Source organism: Halalkalibacterium halodurans (assembly GCF_004376175.1).
GTDB lineage: Bacteria > Bacillota > Bacilli > Bacillales > Bacillaceae_D > Halalkalibacterium > Halalkalibacterium halodurans.
This window is the reverse complement of sequence record NZ_SNUY01000045.1, coordinates 12,265-28,711: the sequence shown is the minus strand read 5'-3', so window position 1 is coordinate 28,711 and position 16,447 is coordinate 12,265. Positions and strand designations below refer to the sequence as shown.

Below are 16,447 nucleotides of genomic sequence, written 5' to 3'. Positions count from 1 at the left end.
TGTTTGCCCTTTAAATTTACCTGAACTGTGCTCACGTAATGATAGCCCTGCTAAGTTCACTAATTGTTGAGGATGAGAGTACTTTGAAATGTCCCCAACTTCCGCAAAGAATAATCCAACAGTCACCGCCCCTAAGCCAGAAATGTTCATCATTTGTGTAGCGCCAGGTAATGTTTCAACTATAGCTTCTAGTTCTCCGTCTAACTCTTCTAGTTGCTTCTTATACAACTCATATTGTTCAATAAGATAGGTAAGCTCAAGCTTGGCAAATGAAAGACCTACCTTAACCCCAATACTCTTTTTGGCTGTTTCTACAAGTTTCGTTGCTCGCTTGATACCAACGCCTCGTTTAACAAAGGGCTTCCATTTTTCCAGAACGATTTCTGGTGTCAATTTCTGTACATCAGAAGGAAAAGGAAACATCTTTAGCGTACAGAGAGCTGCTTTTCCTTCCCAATCTCCAAATACATCGAAAAACTCTGGAAAGTAGCGTTGAATCACATTTTGAATGCGCCCTTCTGTGATCATTAATTGTTCAGTAAGCTGATCTCGAATTTTTACGCATTCTCTTAGTTCGGCATAAATGCCATCTAAGAGGTTAGGTACAGAGTATCGGCCATCTTTAATTAACTGGGCGATCACTTTCGCATCTTTCGTATCGTTTTTCGTTGGAGAATTATCATCAAGTTCTTTACTTTTCTTAACGTGCATTGGGTTCACGACGACAAAGTCGTAACCTTTTGCCGTTAGATAGTAAGCAAGACTCTTCCAATAATGTCCTGTTGGTTCTACACCAAAAATGACGTGATTCTTCTTGTGTTTTGCTTGGTGTTGCTTTACCCACTCAATGAGGGCTTCAAAGCCAAAGATTCGATTTTCAAAGATCAAACGCTTTCCAAAGTCTAATCCACGATCATCCTGAGCTCGTGCGACATGTTTGTCTTTGGCAATATCAATGCCAATAATGAGAGTTGATGGTGTGATTTGCGAGACTTTTTGATTTTGTGTATAATTCATTTCGAGTCCTCCTTGGTTACTAATTTAAGGGTCCATTTTTGCTTCGAAGCTTTGGACACCTCGTATCATACCAAGAGGGCTCTTTTTTGTTCAATTCTCAAATTTCTTCATTACAGGAATGCTCCTTTATTAGAGGTCTCGTTTGTGAAAGTTATCTCTAACAAAAAACACGCTCATTAAATTGAGCGTGCATATTAATGAGCGTCTGAGTTAATCGTAAGGTACCAAACGATTGCAGAGTATCGCGCCACCCACCCTCACTCCGACAAACGCTCAATGACTTTCGCCAGCAGCAAGGTACGCTCTTGCATCGTGTCCACTCGCAAATATTCCTTTTCGCTATGGGGAAAGCCGCCGACAGGGCCCATGCCATCAATTGTCGGGATGCCTAATGCTGACGTGAATGAGGCGTCGGAGCTGCCACCGGTGGCTGTTTCCGTCAGTTCGAGCCCGATTGTGGAAGCTACTTGTTGGATCAATTGGAAAAGGGCAACCGTTTGGGCGTTTCGCTCCATCGGTGGGCGCGTGATTCCGCCTTTCAACTCAATCGTCGTCCCATCGACATCCGGTGTGCCGCAGATCCGGCGAATGTCCCGATCCAGTGGCTCCGCCTGTTCGAGCCTGCTAATGCGGATGTCCACTTTTGCCTTCGCGCGATCTGCGACGGTGTTGACCGCTGTTCCTCCTTCAATCACCCCGACATTGACGCTAATTCCCGATTCGTAATCTGACAAAGCATGCAGCTTCATAATTTTATGTGCCAGCTCTTCAATGGCGCTTCGTCCCTTTTCCGGTTCAACCCCAGAGTGAGCTGCCCTGCCCGTGACGTTCAGCGTATAGCGACCGCCGCCCCGCCTGGCGGTGACAAGGGAGCCGTCTTTACGCGCAGGCTCCATCACGAGCACGGCCTTCTTACCAACGCCTATTTTCTCAATGATCTCACGGCCAGAGGGAGCGCCAATTTCTTCATCGCTCGTCATTAAAATCGCCACCTGTTTCAAAGCAGGAGACTGGGCATCCACAAGAGCCTTGATCGCATATAGGCAAGACACCAGACTGCCCTTCATGTCAATAACACCGGGTCCATACGCACGGGTTCCGATCAATTGAAACGGACGGACAGCAGCTGTGCCTACAGGAAACACGGTATCCATATGGGCGACGAGCAGGATCTTCGGATCAAACGCATGAGGATGGGTGAATAGAAGATGATCCCCATAGCGCTCTTGCTTAAAAATAGCCACCTTGAAACCGATCTGTTTGAAGGCGTTCGTCAACATTCGTCCGACTCGATCCACCCCTTCTTTATGATATGAACCGCTGTCTATGTTCACGAGTGCTTTCAATAACGAAAGCATCTCCCCTTTATCCCCTATGTCCACCTACATCAGATCCTTTCTCGTTTTTTCTAATGGGAAATGGCACGCCACAAAATGGCCAGGCTCTTTTTCCGTCAACGCCGGCTCCTGCACGGTGCATTTGTCTTGCGCATAAGGGCACCGAGGGTGAAAGCGACAGCCCGACGGTGGATGAACCGGGCTTGGCAAATCCCCTTCCAGCGTCACCCACTTCTTGTCGTTTCGAACAGTCGGATCAGGGATCGGCACCGCCTGGATCAAGCCTTCGCTGTAAGGATGCATCGGTTGTGCAAACAAGGCATCTTTAGAGGCAAGCTCTACTACCTTCCCTAAGTACATGACGGCCATTCGGTCACTAATATGTTTCACAGCTGGCAAGCCGTGGGCAATAAAAAGAAACGTCAGCTGAAACTCCTTCTGCAATCGTACCATTAAATTTAAAATTTGCGCCTGAATCGACACATCGAGTGCCGAAACCGGTTCATCGCAAATAATGAGCTTCGGCTTTAGGGCAATCGCCCGTGCAATCCCAATGCGTTGGCGCTGCCCCCCGCTGAATTCATGGGGATAGCGCTTGGCGTAACTACGATCAAGACCAACCGCATCCATCAATTCATCCACTCGCTTGATCAGGTCATTTCCCTTGGCGAGACGATGCGTCTTAAGCGGTTCGCCAATAATCTCCCTCACCGTCATCCGTGGATTGAGCGAGGAAAACGGATCTTGGAATATGATTTGAATGTCCGATCGCTTTTGTCGCAGCGCCTCCCCTTTTAATGCTAAAAAATCACTGCCTGCAAACGATAGCGTACCACGTGTCGGTTCCAGTAAACGCATGAGTAGCTGTCCAAGCGTCGACTTTCCGCAGCCTGATTCACCGACAATGCCGAGCGTTTCCCCTGCATAAATCGTCAAATCCACCCCATCAACCGCTCGGAGCACCGCCTTTTTCCGTTTGAAAAACCCTTCGCTCACGTCAAAATGCTTCGTCAGGCCTTTCGCTTCCAATAGCACCTCTTTCAACCAGAAGCCGCCTCCTTCCCATCGAACAGCCAGCAGCGAACGTGCTGTCCTCGTCCGGTTTTCATTAATGGTGGCTCTTGATGCACGCACTGCTCAGTAGCATGCGGACAACGGGGGAAAAAGCGACAGCCTTTTGGCATCGTCTCATGGGTCGGTACGGTTCCCTCAATCGATTGCAGTTTTTCTCCACTGGCATGAATGTTTGGCGTACTTGCGAGCAGACCTTGCGTATACGGATGGGCCGGAGTCGCAAACAACGTGAACACATCAGCTTGCTCCACCACTTGACCAGCATACATGACGATCACCGTATCAGCCATTTCGGCCACCACCCCAAGATCATGGGTAATGAGCAAAATCGCCGTATCGTTTTCTTTCACTAGCTTACGCATAAGCTGCAAAATTTGCGCTTGGATCGTCACATCGAGGGCGGTCGTCGGCTCATCAGCAATGAGTAGCTTCGGCTCACATGCGAGGGCCATCGCGATCATCACCCGTTGGCGCATACCGCCACTTAATTGGTGCGGATAGGAACGATAGACCTGCTCCGCACGGGGAATCCCCACCTTTTTTAACATCTCGATCCCCTTCTGCTTCGCTTCCTCTTTTGTCACTTGTTGATGTTGCAAAATCACTTCGCCTAGCTGGTTGCCAATCGTAAACAAAGGATTGAGCGACGTCAGGGGCTCTTGAAAAATCATCGACAACTCATTTCCCCTTAGCTTCCGGTACTCCCTTTCGCTGATGGTTATCAAGTCTTGACCATTGAATCGAATGTCACCGCCGACGATTTTCCCCGGCGAGCGGACAAGCCCCATAATGGAAAGGGAGGTGACGCTTTTGCCACAGCCCGATTCACCAACAACGGCCACGGTTTCCCCATGTTTAACTTCAAAGGACACCCCATTGACCGATGGAACCGCACCGCTTTCCGTATAAAAGTATGTTTTCAGCTCTCGTACTGAAAGAAGCGTATCCTTTTTCATTCTATCCCCCCTCTATCGCCGGCCGTATTGTCAAAACTTTATATAGAAATAGGTTAATAAATCCTATATTAGAGGGCTTTATAAGCAAAAAACTTGCCACCCCCCTGAATTCTAAGGTATTGATGAGGTAACCACACGACATCAATCCCCTTAAGAAAAAAGGATGTGACAAGTTGTTACCTCAAATTATAACCTATTTACTTATGTTAATAAACTATCAAGAACAAATGATTCGAACGTTGCTTACCCTACTGATTGGGAAAAGCATGTTTGATAAGCCAATAGAAGCGCCAGTGAACAAACCTTATCGGAAACTTCAAGTCGACGATCTGCCGATCATTGAAGTACCAGAAAAACTTGATTTTAAACAGTTATTAACTGAGCATCTGGCGGCGAATGGAAAGCCTCTTAAACCGGTACAGAGACGTTCTAATTCAACACCTGTTCCTGCGTCAATGAAATGTCCAAAGTGTGGTGCTCCATCCGAGTATTTGTATGCCAATAATGGAGGGAAAGGACAGTTTCAATGTAAGGTGTGTTCCTGTCTTTTTAATCAAAAAAGCCGCTATCTCAAAGAGGCCATCCTTAAGTGCCCTCACTGTGCCAAGACTCTTGAAAAAATCAAGGAAAGAAAAGACTTTAATGTGTTTAAGTGTAAAAACAATGACTGTTCCTACTACCAAAAGAAATTGAGTAGAATGTCACAAAAAGAGAAAAAACGGTTCAAAGAAGACCCTCAAGCCTTTAAAATGCGGTATATTTACCGCCAGTTTCACATTGACTATCAACCGTTAGCGAAACATTCACCCAAGAAGCCAAAAGTCGATTTATCAAGGCTTTATGTGTCTCCACATACACTTGGACTCATTCTGACGTATCACGTGAATTACGGGCTATCCGCTCGTAAAACAGCTGCACTGATGAAAGATATTCATGGTGTATCCATTTCTCACCAAAGCATTTTAAACTACGAAAACAGTGTAGCACTTACGCTTAAGCCTTACGTCGACCACTACCCTTATGAGCTTTCAGATCAATTCTGTGGTGACGAAACGTATATCCGTGTGAATGGTCGTTGGCACTATCTGTTTTTCTTTTTTGATGCGGTGAAAAAGGTGATTCTCTCATACCCTGTCTCACCAAATCGAGACACAGCGACCGCCATTCGAGCGATTGACGAAGTATTACTTAAGCTGAAAGAGATTCCTGAGAACCTTACATTCGTTGTCGATGGAAACCCAATCTACTTGTTAGCACAGCATTTCTTTTCCCAACATGAGATTCCATTTGACGTAATACAAGTCATCGGCTTAACCAATGAAGATGAAGTCTCCAAGGAATATAGACCGCTAAAACAGATTATTGAGAGACTGAATCGAACCTTTAAAGGCAACTACCGATCCACTCACGGATTCGGGTCAGAACAAGGATCCGTATCATTTGTGACCTTATTTGTGGCTTACTTCAACTTTCTAAGACCGCATTCAGCCTTGGAAGGTAAAGTTCCTGTTCTCATTCCAGAGTTAGAACAACTTCCAAACATGCCAGCACGCTGGACCAAGCTGATTGACTTAGCTCAACAATGGTTGATTGATCAGACTGCCTAGCTTTTGTTTAGCTGAGCCCTAACATCAGCAATCGGCGTAGCGAACTCTTGACAAACCGAACTTGCCAATGGTTTAAAATGGAAATAACCAAGGGCTATTTGGTATGCCTTCTTTTGTCCCCTTCGCCCTTGTTTAGCCTTAGTCAAAACCATTGGCGTGTTTGTCAAGAGCGATTGCGGGGCTCCTCCACCCACAAAAGAGAAAAGAACTGAATGCCTAGTGAGTTTTCATAGAACTTTTGACATTACCTCGCCGGCTTTGGCCGCGCGGGTCAAGCACATCTCGGAGCCAGTCGCCTAGGAAAATGATGCCTAACACCGTCAACGTAATCGCAAGACCCGGAAAGGTTGCAAGCCACCAGCTTGTCGCAATATAGTCGCGCCCATCACTTAAAATACCGCCCCACGAAATATCGGGAGGCTGTATCCCTAACCCTAAAAAGCTGAGGGACGCCTCTAAAATAATGGTTGTTGCCACACTTAACGTAGAAATGACGATAAATGGAGACACGACATTCGGCAACAGATGGCGAACCATCACCATGCGATTTTTTACGCCAATTGCCCGCGCTGCCTTCACAAACTCCCTTTCCTTAATCGACAGCACTTCTCCGCGGACAAGCCGAGCATAGTTCACCCAGTTTGTAACACCAAGCACGAAAATCAATGTCCAAACCCCTGGACCGAAGACACTTAAAATGACGAGAGCCAACAAAATGTTGGGTATAGACAAAAACGAATCCACTAACCGCATGAACGCGGTATCCAACCAGCCACCATAAAATCCGGCGACCATTCCAACCGTCACGCCAATAAGCCCAGCGAGGACGACAGCTGTCACTCCGACGAGTAGCGAGATCCGCGAACCATACACCATTCGACTCCAGATGTCGCGCCCCAAATGATCGGTACCAAGAAAGTGTTCGCTGGAGCCCCCGTCCAACCAGGCAGGTGGCTTTAACATCATGGCTGGATTTACCTCATGTGGGTTGTGAGGTGCTAGAACGTCGGCAAAAGCGGCCAAAAGCAAGACTACCAACACAATGATCAAGCCCACCGTCCCCGTCTTGCTCCGTATCAGACGCCGCCCCCAAGCAAGTAGACGCTTTGAGCCCATTGTCCTGCTTTGCCGCATAAGGCGTGTGACCGTCGTTTCTGTTTCCATTAATCCGGCACCTCCTCTACTCGTATTTGATCCGCGGATCGAGCAGCCGATACAAAACGTCGGCTACTAAGTTCATGAAAATAACTAAGATCGCAATGACGAACACACACGCCTGCACAATTGCCATGTCTCGGATATGAACGGCTTGAATGAGCAGCTGTCCGAGTCCTGGCCACGAAAACACCGTTTCCGTAATCAACGTTCCACCGACCACGGTCGATGTTTGCAACGCGACAATCGTGACGAGAGGAATGAGGGAATTGCGAAACGCATGCTTGTACACGACCATTCCCTCGCGAATCCCTTTGCTTCTCGCCGTTCGAATGTAATCCTGATTTAAAATTTCGATCATGCTCGACCGAAGCAATCGTGTGATCTCCGCCGCAATCCCTGTCGCCAACGTCATCGCTGGAAGCACTAAATGACCGAGCGTTCCCCGCCCTGACACTGGGAACCAGCCAAGCATGACAGAAAAAATCAAAATGAGCATAATTCCAAGCCAAAAGTTCGGCATCGCCTTGCCAATGACAGACCCTCCAGCCGCAAGCAAGTCAACGGGCGAATGTTGCTTCGTCGCTGACCAAACACCAAGGGGAATCGCCATCGCCACCGCAAGCACTAACGCGGCGACCGCCAGCTCAAGAGTAGCTGGAAGCCTCTCGAGTACGAGCGGCAGAGCGCTTGTGTTATAACGGAACGACTCGCCAAAATCCCCTTGAATTAAGTTGAGCAAGTACTTACCGTATTGAACTAAAAACGGCTGGTCCAACCCGAGGGAGGCGGTCAGCTGGTCAATGTCTTCCTGAGAAGCATCCTCCGGCAGCATAAGCGCCACCGGATTACCGGCTACAAAGACGAGTGCAAACACAATAAAGGAAATGATAAACAGCACAGGAATCATTTCCGCCAATCGTTTGAACACAAACGCGGCCACAAATCCCCCTCCTTTTTCCACAAGCCAGGTAAGCTCTGGCTTTTCCAATCATTTTCTCGTAATCGCTGGAACATAAATCATTTCATCCATGGACGGGACAAATGCAATCCGATCACTCACCCCGTAATGGAGCGTTTCTTGGTGTAGCATAATATGAGGGACCTCTTCCGCGGCAATCCGTTGAATCTCCTGAATTTGTTTCGCCCGTTCCTCCTCATCCATGTTCACGGCGGATGCTTCTAACAGTGCGTCAATCTCTTCGTTTTTGTAATCCGTCTCACCGACAAAACGATCGGAGCGGTGCCAGTCAACGGAATAAGCACCATCAAACATAGAGTTGCCGAGGCCAATCAAATAGGCGTCTTTGTTTTCTCCTGCCTGCCGCATCTCGACAAAATTGCTCCACTCCATAAACTCTAGACGAACCTCTACATTAATTGCCTGCAGCATCCCCGCGATCATCTCCGCAACTTCAGCATCCTGTAAATAACGTCCATGCGGTGAATGGAGCGTCATCTCAAACCCGTCAGGATAACCAGCCTCCTTCAGCAATTGTTTCGCTTTCTCCACATCATAATCGTACGTATTGTAAAGCGACTCTTCTGCGCCAAAATTGCCTGGCGCAACGCGCGTTTTCGTCGGAATCCCGCCGCCGCGCAACACATTTTCTGTGATCGCCTTGTTATCAATCGCAAGATCAAGCGCTTGACGCACGCGGACGTCAGCAGTCGGATAGCCTTCCGTTGCCCGTAAAATGAGCATAATCGTTCGGTTGGACGTCTCGGTTTTCATCGATGTCCCTTCGTTTTCCTCTACCCGCTCCCAATCAGCGGACGGAATGTTGACAGCAATGTCGGCACCTCCTGTAAGCAGCTCCGCTACCCGAGTGGAGTTTTCCGGAATGACGCGAAACACGACCTCATCCCATTCGTCCACAGCTCCTTCAAAGTAATTCTCATAAGGCGTCAACACAATTTTCGAATCACGGACCCACTCTTTAAATTGGTACGGGCCTGTCCCGACCGGATTGGCGAGAAAGTGATCCCATCCCTCTTCCTCGATGTAGGTTTTCGGTAAAATTCCTGAACCAAGCCGTGACAAACGGTGAAACAAGGATGGTTCCGGTTCATGGGTAATGACTCGAAACGTTAACTCGTCCTTAATCTCCACTTCCTTGATCTGCTTGTAGTTCGGATACTCTTGTAACGTATCATCGGTGGCGACGCGCTCAAGGGTAAACTTCACATCCTCTGACGTGAGCGGGTCCCCGTTATGGAAGGTGACGCCTTCTTTTAAGGTCATCTCAACCGTCCGATCATCGATTGATTCAAACGTCTCCACAAGCTCTGGTTGAATGACATTGTTCTCATCCCGTTTAAAGAGGTAATTGAACATGTTATCGTGAACCGCTTCTGTGGACGTATTGTTATGGTCATGAATATCAAACGACACGATGTCTGTTCCGATGGCGATTGTTAACGTCCGATCCGCTTCATCATTCGAATCCGTCTCGCTCTCCGAAGAACCCACTTCTTCCTGGTTACCGCCACAGCCAACGAGCAGTAAAACAACAGCGACAAAAACCCATATCTTATTCATCGTTACCTCCCGAAAGTACTATTTTGAAAATACAGACAATACCGCTCAGATGAACGTTGTTTGTAGAAAAGCGACTCCACCCCTTCATCTTTTTTTGACGGAAACAGGTTGTTTTTTTACAAATAAAGGATTATTCATCCCTTTTATCGAACCCATTTCTTATCTTTGAAAAATTTGGATCGTGAGCTTTGCGACGGGGAACGCCAAATAGGACGGAAGGCTCGACTTGAAACAAATGAGAGACCGCGATCGCAACCGTTAAACTCGGCATCCTCACGCCTTGTTCTATCATCCCGTAATAGCTCTCCGTTATGGAGACGTCGTACCTGAGTTTCAACAAATCAACCACATCTTGCTGAGACCAATTTTTCCCTTTCCGAAAAGAAATCAATTTTTCCCGTCTACGCAAATCGATCACTCCCCAACATTTTCTAGTCATAGTTTACCCAACAAATAATAGGGAGTCAACGGTTTTTCCCAATTTTTCAAAGTGTTATTTCGAGTTTCCTTCCGTCCACCCAACCATTAGTTGTATAATGGAAAATAATAACGAAAGAAAGGACATGCTTATGGCTGAACTTAAAGACCGTTTACGCGAACTGCGAAATGCCCACAACCTCACCCAACAGGAAGTTGCCTCATTTCTTAACATCACCGAAAGCGCCTACGGCTTCTATGAACAAGGCCGCAACGAGCCGTCCATCGGCAAACTGAAACAACTCGCCCAGAAATACAACGTCTCCATCGCCTTCCTAGCAGGAGAAACCGATGCAAAAGAACCGTACGCCAACAGCTCAGTGCACGAACACCCGCTATCCTACAAATACAAAGACCTCGACGATGAGGAACTTCGCTTTCTAGACGAACAGCTCGAACTGTTCAGAAGACTCAAGAGGGAAAAAGAAGAGAAAAGTCAATAGACAGGACGGCGCGATGATTGGGGTCAGGGATGCCAAGGTTGCGCGGTCACTTAAAAAGACACCCCGGCGCAAACCGGAGTGTCTTTTCCATACCCTTTTGACCTGGAGATGATGAGATTGACTCGTTTGTCGAAGACGCTTTTGCTTTTACAAAAGCTCTGCGGTATAATGTGAGTAGAATGAAGCATATTAACAAAGAACCGCCGATGCGGTAACATCGACGGTCATGCAATAAAACGGTTCCCTCCAAGGGGATCGGCCATAGGATAGACGAATCCACCTGAGCCGCTAACTCAAGGGTGGATTATTTTTTTTCATGAAACGACAGCACCGCGATGATTAAAGTCGCAAACGCTACGGCAAACATCAACGCTTCAAATACCGTCAAACAGCACCACCCCCTTTCAACTTGGGAGTGTGCCGACCACCCTCGAGAAATCCTATTCTATTGCTCTTCTATTATACCAGACATGACCTTGAGAGAATCTTCGAATATCGGCAATCTTCACCTCTTTTAATCTGGGCAACTCCATGGTAAATCGTACACGCAGCTCCTGTCCTTTCTTTGTTCCTAAGCATTTCAAGAATAATGGATAAAGAAGCCTGCGTGCATTTTTTTGCCCTCTTTTGTGCGAAAACCCCAACATTTATTGTAGAACCACAAAAACAAAGGTTCAATGAATATCACCGGATGTGTCCTTCCCTTCATTAACACGACCTTGTCATTTGGCAAGCCCTTACTCCACATCATGGTCTGAGAGTTCTTTCCACGTATGACACCTGTCACATAAAAATCATGATACATATGAATAGTGATCACAACAAGAAGGGACTAAACTAGATGGAAAGGAAACATGGGAAGGCCTTCATGATGTACTCGTTGAATGAAGCCAAAACCGTTTAATTGGAGGGGACAAATGAGCACTATTTTTCTTGATTACCAGGTGGAGATTTTTATTACAATGGAAGTTCTTACGGTGATTTGCCTGCTGCTCTTTGGTGTGACACGATATTATTTCAACATTCGGAAAGCAAGCTTACTATTTATTCTATTATTTATCGGCATTACCGCATTGGAAGCAGCATTAGCATGGTGGTTATACAACAAAACGGGGGAGATTTCCACCCTGCAAATCATTATTACGGTCTTCGTCTTATACGCGATCACCTTTGGGATTGGCGACTTCAAGAAACTCGATCGCTGGATGCGGAAAAAAATCGGAGGATGGAAAGGCATCGATTTATTAACAGAGAAAGACCGACAGCTGATATCCTTACAAAAAGACCCGGCGTATGTGGCACGAAGCTATCGCAGATCGTCCTATATCCACATCGCCCTCTTCGTGACAGCACAAATGATCTTTATCTCAATGGGAACCGACAGTCTGTCCGAAAGCCTAGCTTACGTAAAGGATTGGTCCTGGATTGAACATGGAACGTATGAACAAAGCCCCTATCCAAATGAGACGATCTATAGCATCGCCATGCTGTGGGGCATTATTTTCGTCGTTGATACGATTTATTCCTGGTCTTATACTGTATTCCCGAAGAAGCCGTCATAATAGTTTAAAAAACCTTGGAAGGTATACAGCCAGTCAAAGTATGATAACAAAAACAATATATTTATAAATATTAACACTATACCTCCTGATTTATCGGCGAGAATATCATCATTGTTTTATATGTTCTTTCTAAAATAAGGCTATCTTAAAGTAACTCCACTCCAACTTGTTTATAAAATTTAACTTTTATCTCTCTTCTTTCCCCGCATACATTACTATAGCTTTGTCATCTTTTCTTATACTGGTTACTTTATTAAAATCACCTGTAAATACTATAGAATCATTCTAGACTACTATTACTCTCATGAGAATATTGTATCATTTTTTAATCTTAATAAAGTATTCTAAATTTAACAATCATATGGTTTCATCCCACAATCATCAATATTGTGGAAAAAATTGTTGACTAGCTAAATGTTAATGTGTATTATTTTTTTGTACTTTAAATGAGTATTAAGGTGGGGGTGTATATAAAATAAAAGGATTTTTAATAGGTATTTTGACATTTATAGTGACTGTTGTTTTGATAGGTTGTGAGGGGGATAGTAAAAACCTACAAACGCCTGAAGAACAACTGGATAAAGTTGGCGAGGAGCAAGTGATTCCTTGGGGGATTGAACTTGTAGGGTATCAAACAAGTGTATCGAAAACTCCCGTGAAAGTAGCTGTCCTAGACAGTGGGATCTATAAAGAGCACGAAGATTTACAAGGGAAAGTAGTGAAAGAGTTTAACGCTATAAATCCTGGTCAGCCTGTTGAAGACGATTATGGACATGGGACAGCAGTAGCCGGAATTATCACGGCCAATGATAATGACGTGGGGATTATTGGCGTGACACAAGATGTGGAGTTGTATGATGTGAAGGTTTTAAATGCTGAAGGGAAAGGGAGTGTAGAAGACTTGATCTCTGCTATCGAATGGTGTATGGCGGAGCAAGTAGACATTATCAATATTAGTTTTGGTTTTCAGTCGAAAAATCGGAGTCTTGAGCGTGTGATTGAAGAAGCCGTATCGCAAGGAATTATTATCGTAGCGGCCGCGGGAAATACATATGGCTTAGGTGTGGATTATCCTGCTAGGTTCCATCATACTCTCTCAATTTCAGCAATAGATGCCGACATGAATCGGCCCAGTTCGACAGCAAAAGGAAAGGTTGATTATGTTGCTCCAGGAGTCTCAATTATCTCTACGGACCCAGTGGGAGGGTACTCTATATATGAAGGGACATCCTTTGCAACTGCTTATGCAACAGGAGCTATAGCTGTTTTAATTAGTGATCTTAGGGAAGTAGATCAATCAATTGATCATATACTAAACCAACATGTTCATTTTCTTGAAGGAGTAGAAGATGAATTTGGAAAGGGTATTCTTGTAATAAAATGAAGGGAGTTTATCTATGAACAAGATTATTTATAAAACGTTCATATCATTCTTAGTTTTAGCACTAATATTGAGTAGTGTTCCATTAAATCATGTCCAAGCTCAACTGAATGCTGAAAAGAATAGTGATTTTGAAGACCAGTGGATAGAGGAGATTGAAGAAGATCTAGAAGAAGATCTAGAAGAAGAGCTAGAGGAAGAGAATATAGAATTATTAAATTTGGAGATTGATTATGACGTTCTGATGATTGAAACGGAAGTTGAAGCAGAAGATGGACATTTTATTCAAGCTGTAATTGAAGTTGAGCCAGGTAGTGATGTATTTAAGTTGACAGTGACCGATATAATAGATGGAGAAGAGACATTTACTGAATACGAGTTTGAAATTGAAGAGCTGGACGAAGAAGAGTTTGTAGCTTCTTACAAAGAAATTGAAACAGGAGAAGTAATTGACTATGATTCTAGTGAAGGGACAGCTTCAATTGCTTTTGCCATCCCTGCAGGTATTCTTCTAAGTAAATCTGCACTTACTGCGTTATATCATGCCGGGGGAATGATTATCGTTGGAGGTGTAGCATTTGTTGCCGCCAATCAATTGACTGGTTCAAAAGCTAAAAATAAGAAAAGAGATAAAAAGTATAATCATTTCCAAGCAGCTATTAGAAATGGAGATGTTTATATAGGCAGAGGATTAAGCTTGTCTGGGGCTGTAAAACGCTTCAAGAGCGGAAGAGATACGTGGTCAGTATCAAGTAATCAAGCAAAACAAATCGCACAACGTGCGAACCCTAAGAAATCTCCGTATAAAGAGGTTGATAGAAAGGACGGAAAACCTCGGAAAGGACGATACTGGCATTGGCACGCAGGAAATAAAAAGCCCGCTTCCCATGCTTTTTATGGACCCCCAGTTAAATAGGAGGTATGGAATACTTTGAAAGATTATAACAAGTTATTTAAAAAATACCTACGCCAAAAGAAACAGCTTGTTTTTACTCGAGATGATGTGGAAAGAATTCTGGTCTCAAAATTTAAAGCGAGAGAAATCCCTAATGAATACATGATTAAGTTAAAGTTTCACGATCACTTAGATGAAGATTCTATTTACAAGTGCTTAGTCATCGACGACCCTGTGATCTTAAACAAATGGTACTCACCAACAGAAAAAAAGGAACACTGTGAGGAAATAATCGACAACCGTTTAAATCCGTTTGATTTTAATCAATTAGAAACGAAGGAAGATCACACTCTCACCCATATTAACATCGATGAACATGAAGGCCGAAGGGTCAATGTAATTCTTGAAAGTAAGGACGGTAAACATGTCACCGAATTCATTGTACGCGAATGTGAAAAGATTGGCCGTTATATTAATGCGTTAGTCATCGCTGGTAAGGTTGAGGCTGGTCTGTTAGATTATAAGGAAGATCCAGAGGATGAATATTTCCAATGGTACTTGGAAAATTTAGAGATGTTTAGTTTTTTGGATTAAACAACTATACAAAAGAATTGGAAAATCACCGTCTCTACCTAGTGAGGGGCGGTCTTATTTTATTACACTCCTCATCACCTTTAAGCGACCATTTTCAGGGGCTAGCCATCCCCGTTTACATAAATCGTCCACCATTTTGCGAATCTCGCCCTCACTTCTTCTTATACGCAGGCTGATGATTGGAAGGGAAAGCGGCTTGCCTGCATTAATCATAAAAGACAATCAGTAATTTCCGTTCCGAGTCTGTAAGGTCTTTTAACCTCTGACTTGATTTTATTCGAATACACGTTCATGAGTGTCACCCGGATCAAGCATGATTGAGAGGCATATTTCAATCCACGCACCCATGAAGAGTGCGACCGTTTTCGCCACTAGAATTAAACCGGCTTGTGTTAATTTCAATCCACGCACCCATGAAGAGTGCGACCTGTTCACGTCCTTCAAGTCTTTGAGTTTTATCTTATTTCAATCCACGCACCCATGAAGAGTGCGACAGAAAACCAAGCTAGATTATTAGAGTGGGCAGGAATTTCAATCCACGCACCCATGAAGAGTGCGACAGGATAACCGCTCGATACGTTGACTTTCTCGAAAATTTCAATCCACGCACCCATGAAGAGTGCGACGGGCGCAGAATCACAGCACGATACGTTGACTTTCTCATTTCAATCCACGCACCCATGAAGAGTGCGACGGACATTATAAGTGCATATGAGCGTGCTAAAAAAATTTCAATCCACGCACCCATGAAGAGTGCGACTCTGGCTTAAAGGCTTCTTGGATTTCCGCTGTATAATTTCAATCCACGCACCCATGAAGAGTGCGACAACATTTTTTACGCAAGAATTGTATGGTACGGATATTTCAATCCACGCACCCATGAAGAGTGCGACCCTTTATCGAGCTAAATAAAACCTTACAGGATGATTTCAATCCACGCACCCATGAAGAGTGCGACATGGATGTCACAACGTCATGTCAGACAATGGACGGATTTCAATCCACGCACCCATGAAGAGTGCGACGTGCTTTTTGAAGTCGATAAGTACCGTGACACAGAAGATTTCAATCCACGCACCCATGAAGAGTGCGACAGTCGACGAATACGGCAACTTACATCACTTAATTATTTCAATCCACGCACCCATGAAGAGTGCGACTTGGTACAAGAATATTCTATCTGCAGATAAGTTACATTTCAATCCACGCACCCATGAAGAGTGCGACGAGATAAGTATTCAACGAGGTTTAGGTTATTCGAGATTTCAATCCACGCACCCATGAAGAGTGCGACGACACTATTAATCTATATGTCAACTCACCAGGAGATTTCAATCCACGCACCCATGAAGAGTGCGACGACACTATTAATCTATATGTCAACTCACCAGGAGATTTCAATCCACG

14 protein-coding genes and 1 CRISPR repeat array (1 of these 15 cut by a window edge) are annotated in these 16,447 nt (G+C 44.9%); of the genes, 6 read left to right on the top strand and 8 right to left on the bottom strand.

The genetic code is table 11. The features are described from left to right. From E2L07_RS14115 to E2L07_RS14100, 4 genes are all read right to left on the bottom strand, one after another. The coding region (locus tag E2L07_RS14115) for an IS110-like element IS650 family transposase (protein ID WP_134229882.1) at positions 1–1,017 on the bottom strand (1,017 nt) is incomplete at its 3' end. Positions 1,018–1,274: 257 nt separating this feature from the next. Continuing rightward, positions 1,275–2,375: a M20 family metallopeptidase gene (locus tag E2L07_RS14110; RefSeq protein ID WP_166740085.1), complete on the bottom strand. Its 1,101-nt coding sequence runs from the start codon at positions 2,373–2,375 to the stop codon at positions 1,275–1,277. 24 nt (positions 2,376–2,399) lie between these two features. Continuing rightward, positions 2,400–3,398 (bottom strand): ABC transporter ATP-binding protein, encoded by a 999-nt coding sequence (locus E2L07_RS14105; RefSeq protein WP_010896531.1) that lies wholly within the window; start codon positions 3,396–3,398, stop codon positions 2,400–2,402. Beyond that, entirely contained in the window at positions 3,395–4,384 is a 990-nt protein-coding gene (locus tag E2L07_RS14100) for an ABC transporter ATP-binding protein (protein WP_134229877.1), read from the bottom strand. Before E2L07_RS14100 ends, E2L07_RS14105 begins: the two co-directional genes overlap by 4 nt. Positions 4,385–4,557: 173 nt before the next feature. Between E2L07_RS14100 and E2L07_RS14095 the strand changes: the two genes are divergently transcribed. Continuing rightward, positions 4,558–5,991 (top strand): DDE-type integrase/transposase/recombinase, encoded by a 1,434-nt coding sequence (locus tag E2L07_RS14095; protein ID WP_134228568.1) that lies wholly within the window; start codon positions 4,558–4,560, stop codon positions 5,989–5,991. 216 nt (positions 5,992–6,207) lie between these two features. Here the strand turns inward: E2L07_RS14095 and E2L07_RS14090 are convergent, their stop codons facing one another. From E2L07_RS14090 to E2L07_RS14075, 4 genes are all read right to left on the bottom strand, one after another. After that, positions 6,208–7,155, bottom strand: a complete 948-nt coding sequence (locus E2L07_RS14090; protein WP_134229876.1) for an ABC transporter permease — start codon at positions 7,153–7,155, stop codon at positions 6,208–6,210. A gap of 16 nt (positions 7,156–7,171) precedes the next feature. After that, positions 7,172–8,089, bottom strand: a complete 918-nt coding sequence (locus E2L07_RS14085; RefSeq protein ID WP_134229875.1) for an ABC transporter permease — start codon at positions 8,087–8,089, stop codon at positions 7,172–7,174. A gap of 48 nt (positions 8,090–8,137) precedes the next feature. Then, on the bottom strand, positions 8,138–9,688 hold the full coding sequence (locus E2L07_RS14080) for an ABC transporter substrate-binding protein (protein WP_134229874.1): 1,551 nt from the start codon (positions 9,686–9,688) through the stop codon (positions 8,138–8,140). Between the two features lie 130 nt (positions 9,689–9,818). Then, positions 9,819–10,097: a helix-turn-helix transcriptional regulator gene (locus tag E2L07_RS14075; protein WP_166740084.1), complete on the bottom strand. Its 279-nt coding sequence runs from the start codon at positions 10,095–10,097 to the stop codon at positions 9,819–9,821. Positions 10,098–10,257: 160 nt separating this feature from the next. Between E2L07_RS14075 and E2L07_RS14070 the strand changes: the two genes are divergently transcribed. From E2L07_RS14070 to E2L07_RS14045, 5 genes are all read left to right on the top strand, one after another. Next, on the top strand, positions 10,258–10,608 hold the full coding sequence (locus E2L07_RS14070) for a helix-turn-helix domain-containing protein (protein WP_010896525.1): 351 nt from the start codon (positions 10,258–10,260) through the stop codon (positions 10,606–10,608). Between the two features lie 917 nt (positions 10,609–11,525). Beyond that, on the top strand, positions 11,526–12,170 hold the full coding sequence (locus E2L07_RS14060; protein ID WP_134229872.1) for a hypothetical protein: 645 nt from the start codon (positions 11,526–11,528) through the stop codon (positions 12,168–12,170). 523 nt (positions 12,171–12,693) lie between these two features. Continuing rightward, complete coding sequence (locus tag E2L07_RS14055) at positions 12,694–13,554, top strand: S8 family peptidase (RefSeq protein WP_243854962.1); 861 nt, start codon at positions 12,694–12,696, stop codon at positions 13,552–13,554. Between the two features lie 13 nt (positions 13,555–13,567). Further along, positions 13,568–14,467 carry an SAR2788 family putative toxin gene (locus tag E2L07_RS14050; protein WP_134229870.1) on the top strand — a complete coding sequence of 300 codons (900 nt, stop codon included), beginning with the start codon at positions 13,568–13,570 and terminating at the stop codon, positions 14,465–14,467. Positions 14,468–14,482: 15 nt separating this feature from the next. Beyond that, positions 14,483–15,040: a hypothetical protein gene (locus E2L07_RS14045; RefSeq protein WP_134229869.1), complete on the top strand. Its 558-nt coding sequence runs from the start codon at positions 14,483–14,485 to the stop codon at positions 15,038–15,040. 328 nt (positions 15,041–15,368) lie between these two features. Further along, positions 15,369–16,447: a CRISPR direct-repeat array (repeat unit 32 nt; unit sequence ATTTCAATCCACGCACCCATGAAGAGTGCGAC); it runs 2,137 nt beyond the window's last position.

Coding starts and splice junctions, on each gene's coding strand:
- E2L07_RS14070 (WP_010896525.1), top strand. CDS start 10,258: ATGGCTGAACTTAAAGACCGTTTACGCGAACTGCGAAATGCCCACAAC.
- E2L07_RS14110 (WP_166740085.1), bottom strand. CDS start 2,375: ATGCTTTCGTTATTGAAAGCACTCGTGAACATAGACAGCGGTTCATAT.
- E2L07_RS14080 (WP_134229874.1), bottom strand. CDS start 9,688: ATGAATAAGATATGGGTTTTTGTCGCTGTTGTTTTACTGCTCGTTGGC.
- E2L07_RS14100 (WP_134229877.1), bottom strand. CDS start 4,384: ATGAAAAAGGATACGCTTCTTTCAGTACGAGAGCTGAAAACATACTTT.
- E2L07_RS14060 (WP_134229872.1), top strand. CDS start 11,526: ATGAGCACTATTTTTCTTGATTACCAGGTGGAGATTTTTATTACAATG.
- E2L07_RS14090 (WP_134229876.1), bottom strand. CDS start 7,155: ATGGAAACAGAAACGACGGTCACACGCCTTATGCGGCAAAGCAGGACA.
- E2L07_RS14050 (WP_134229870.1), top strand. CDS start 13,568: ATGAACAAGATTATTTATAAAACGTTCATATCATTCTTAGTTTTAGCA.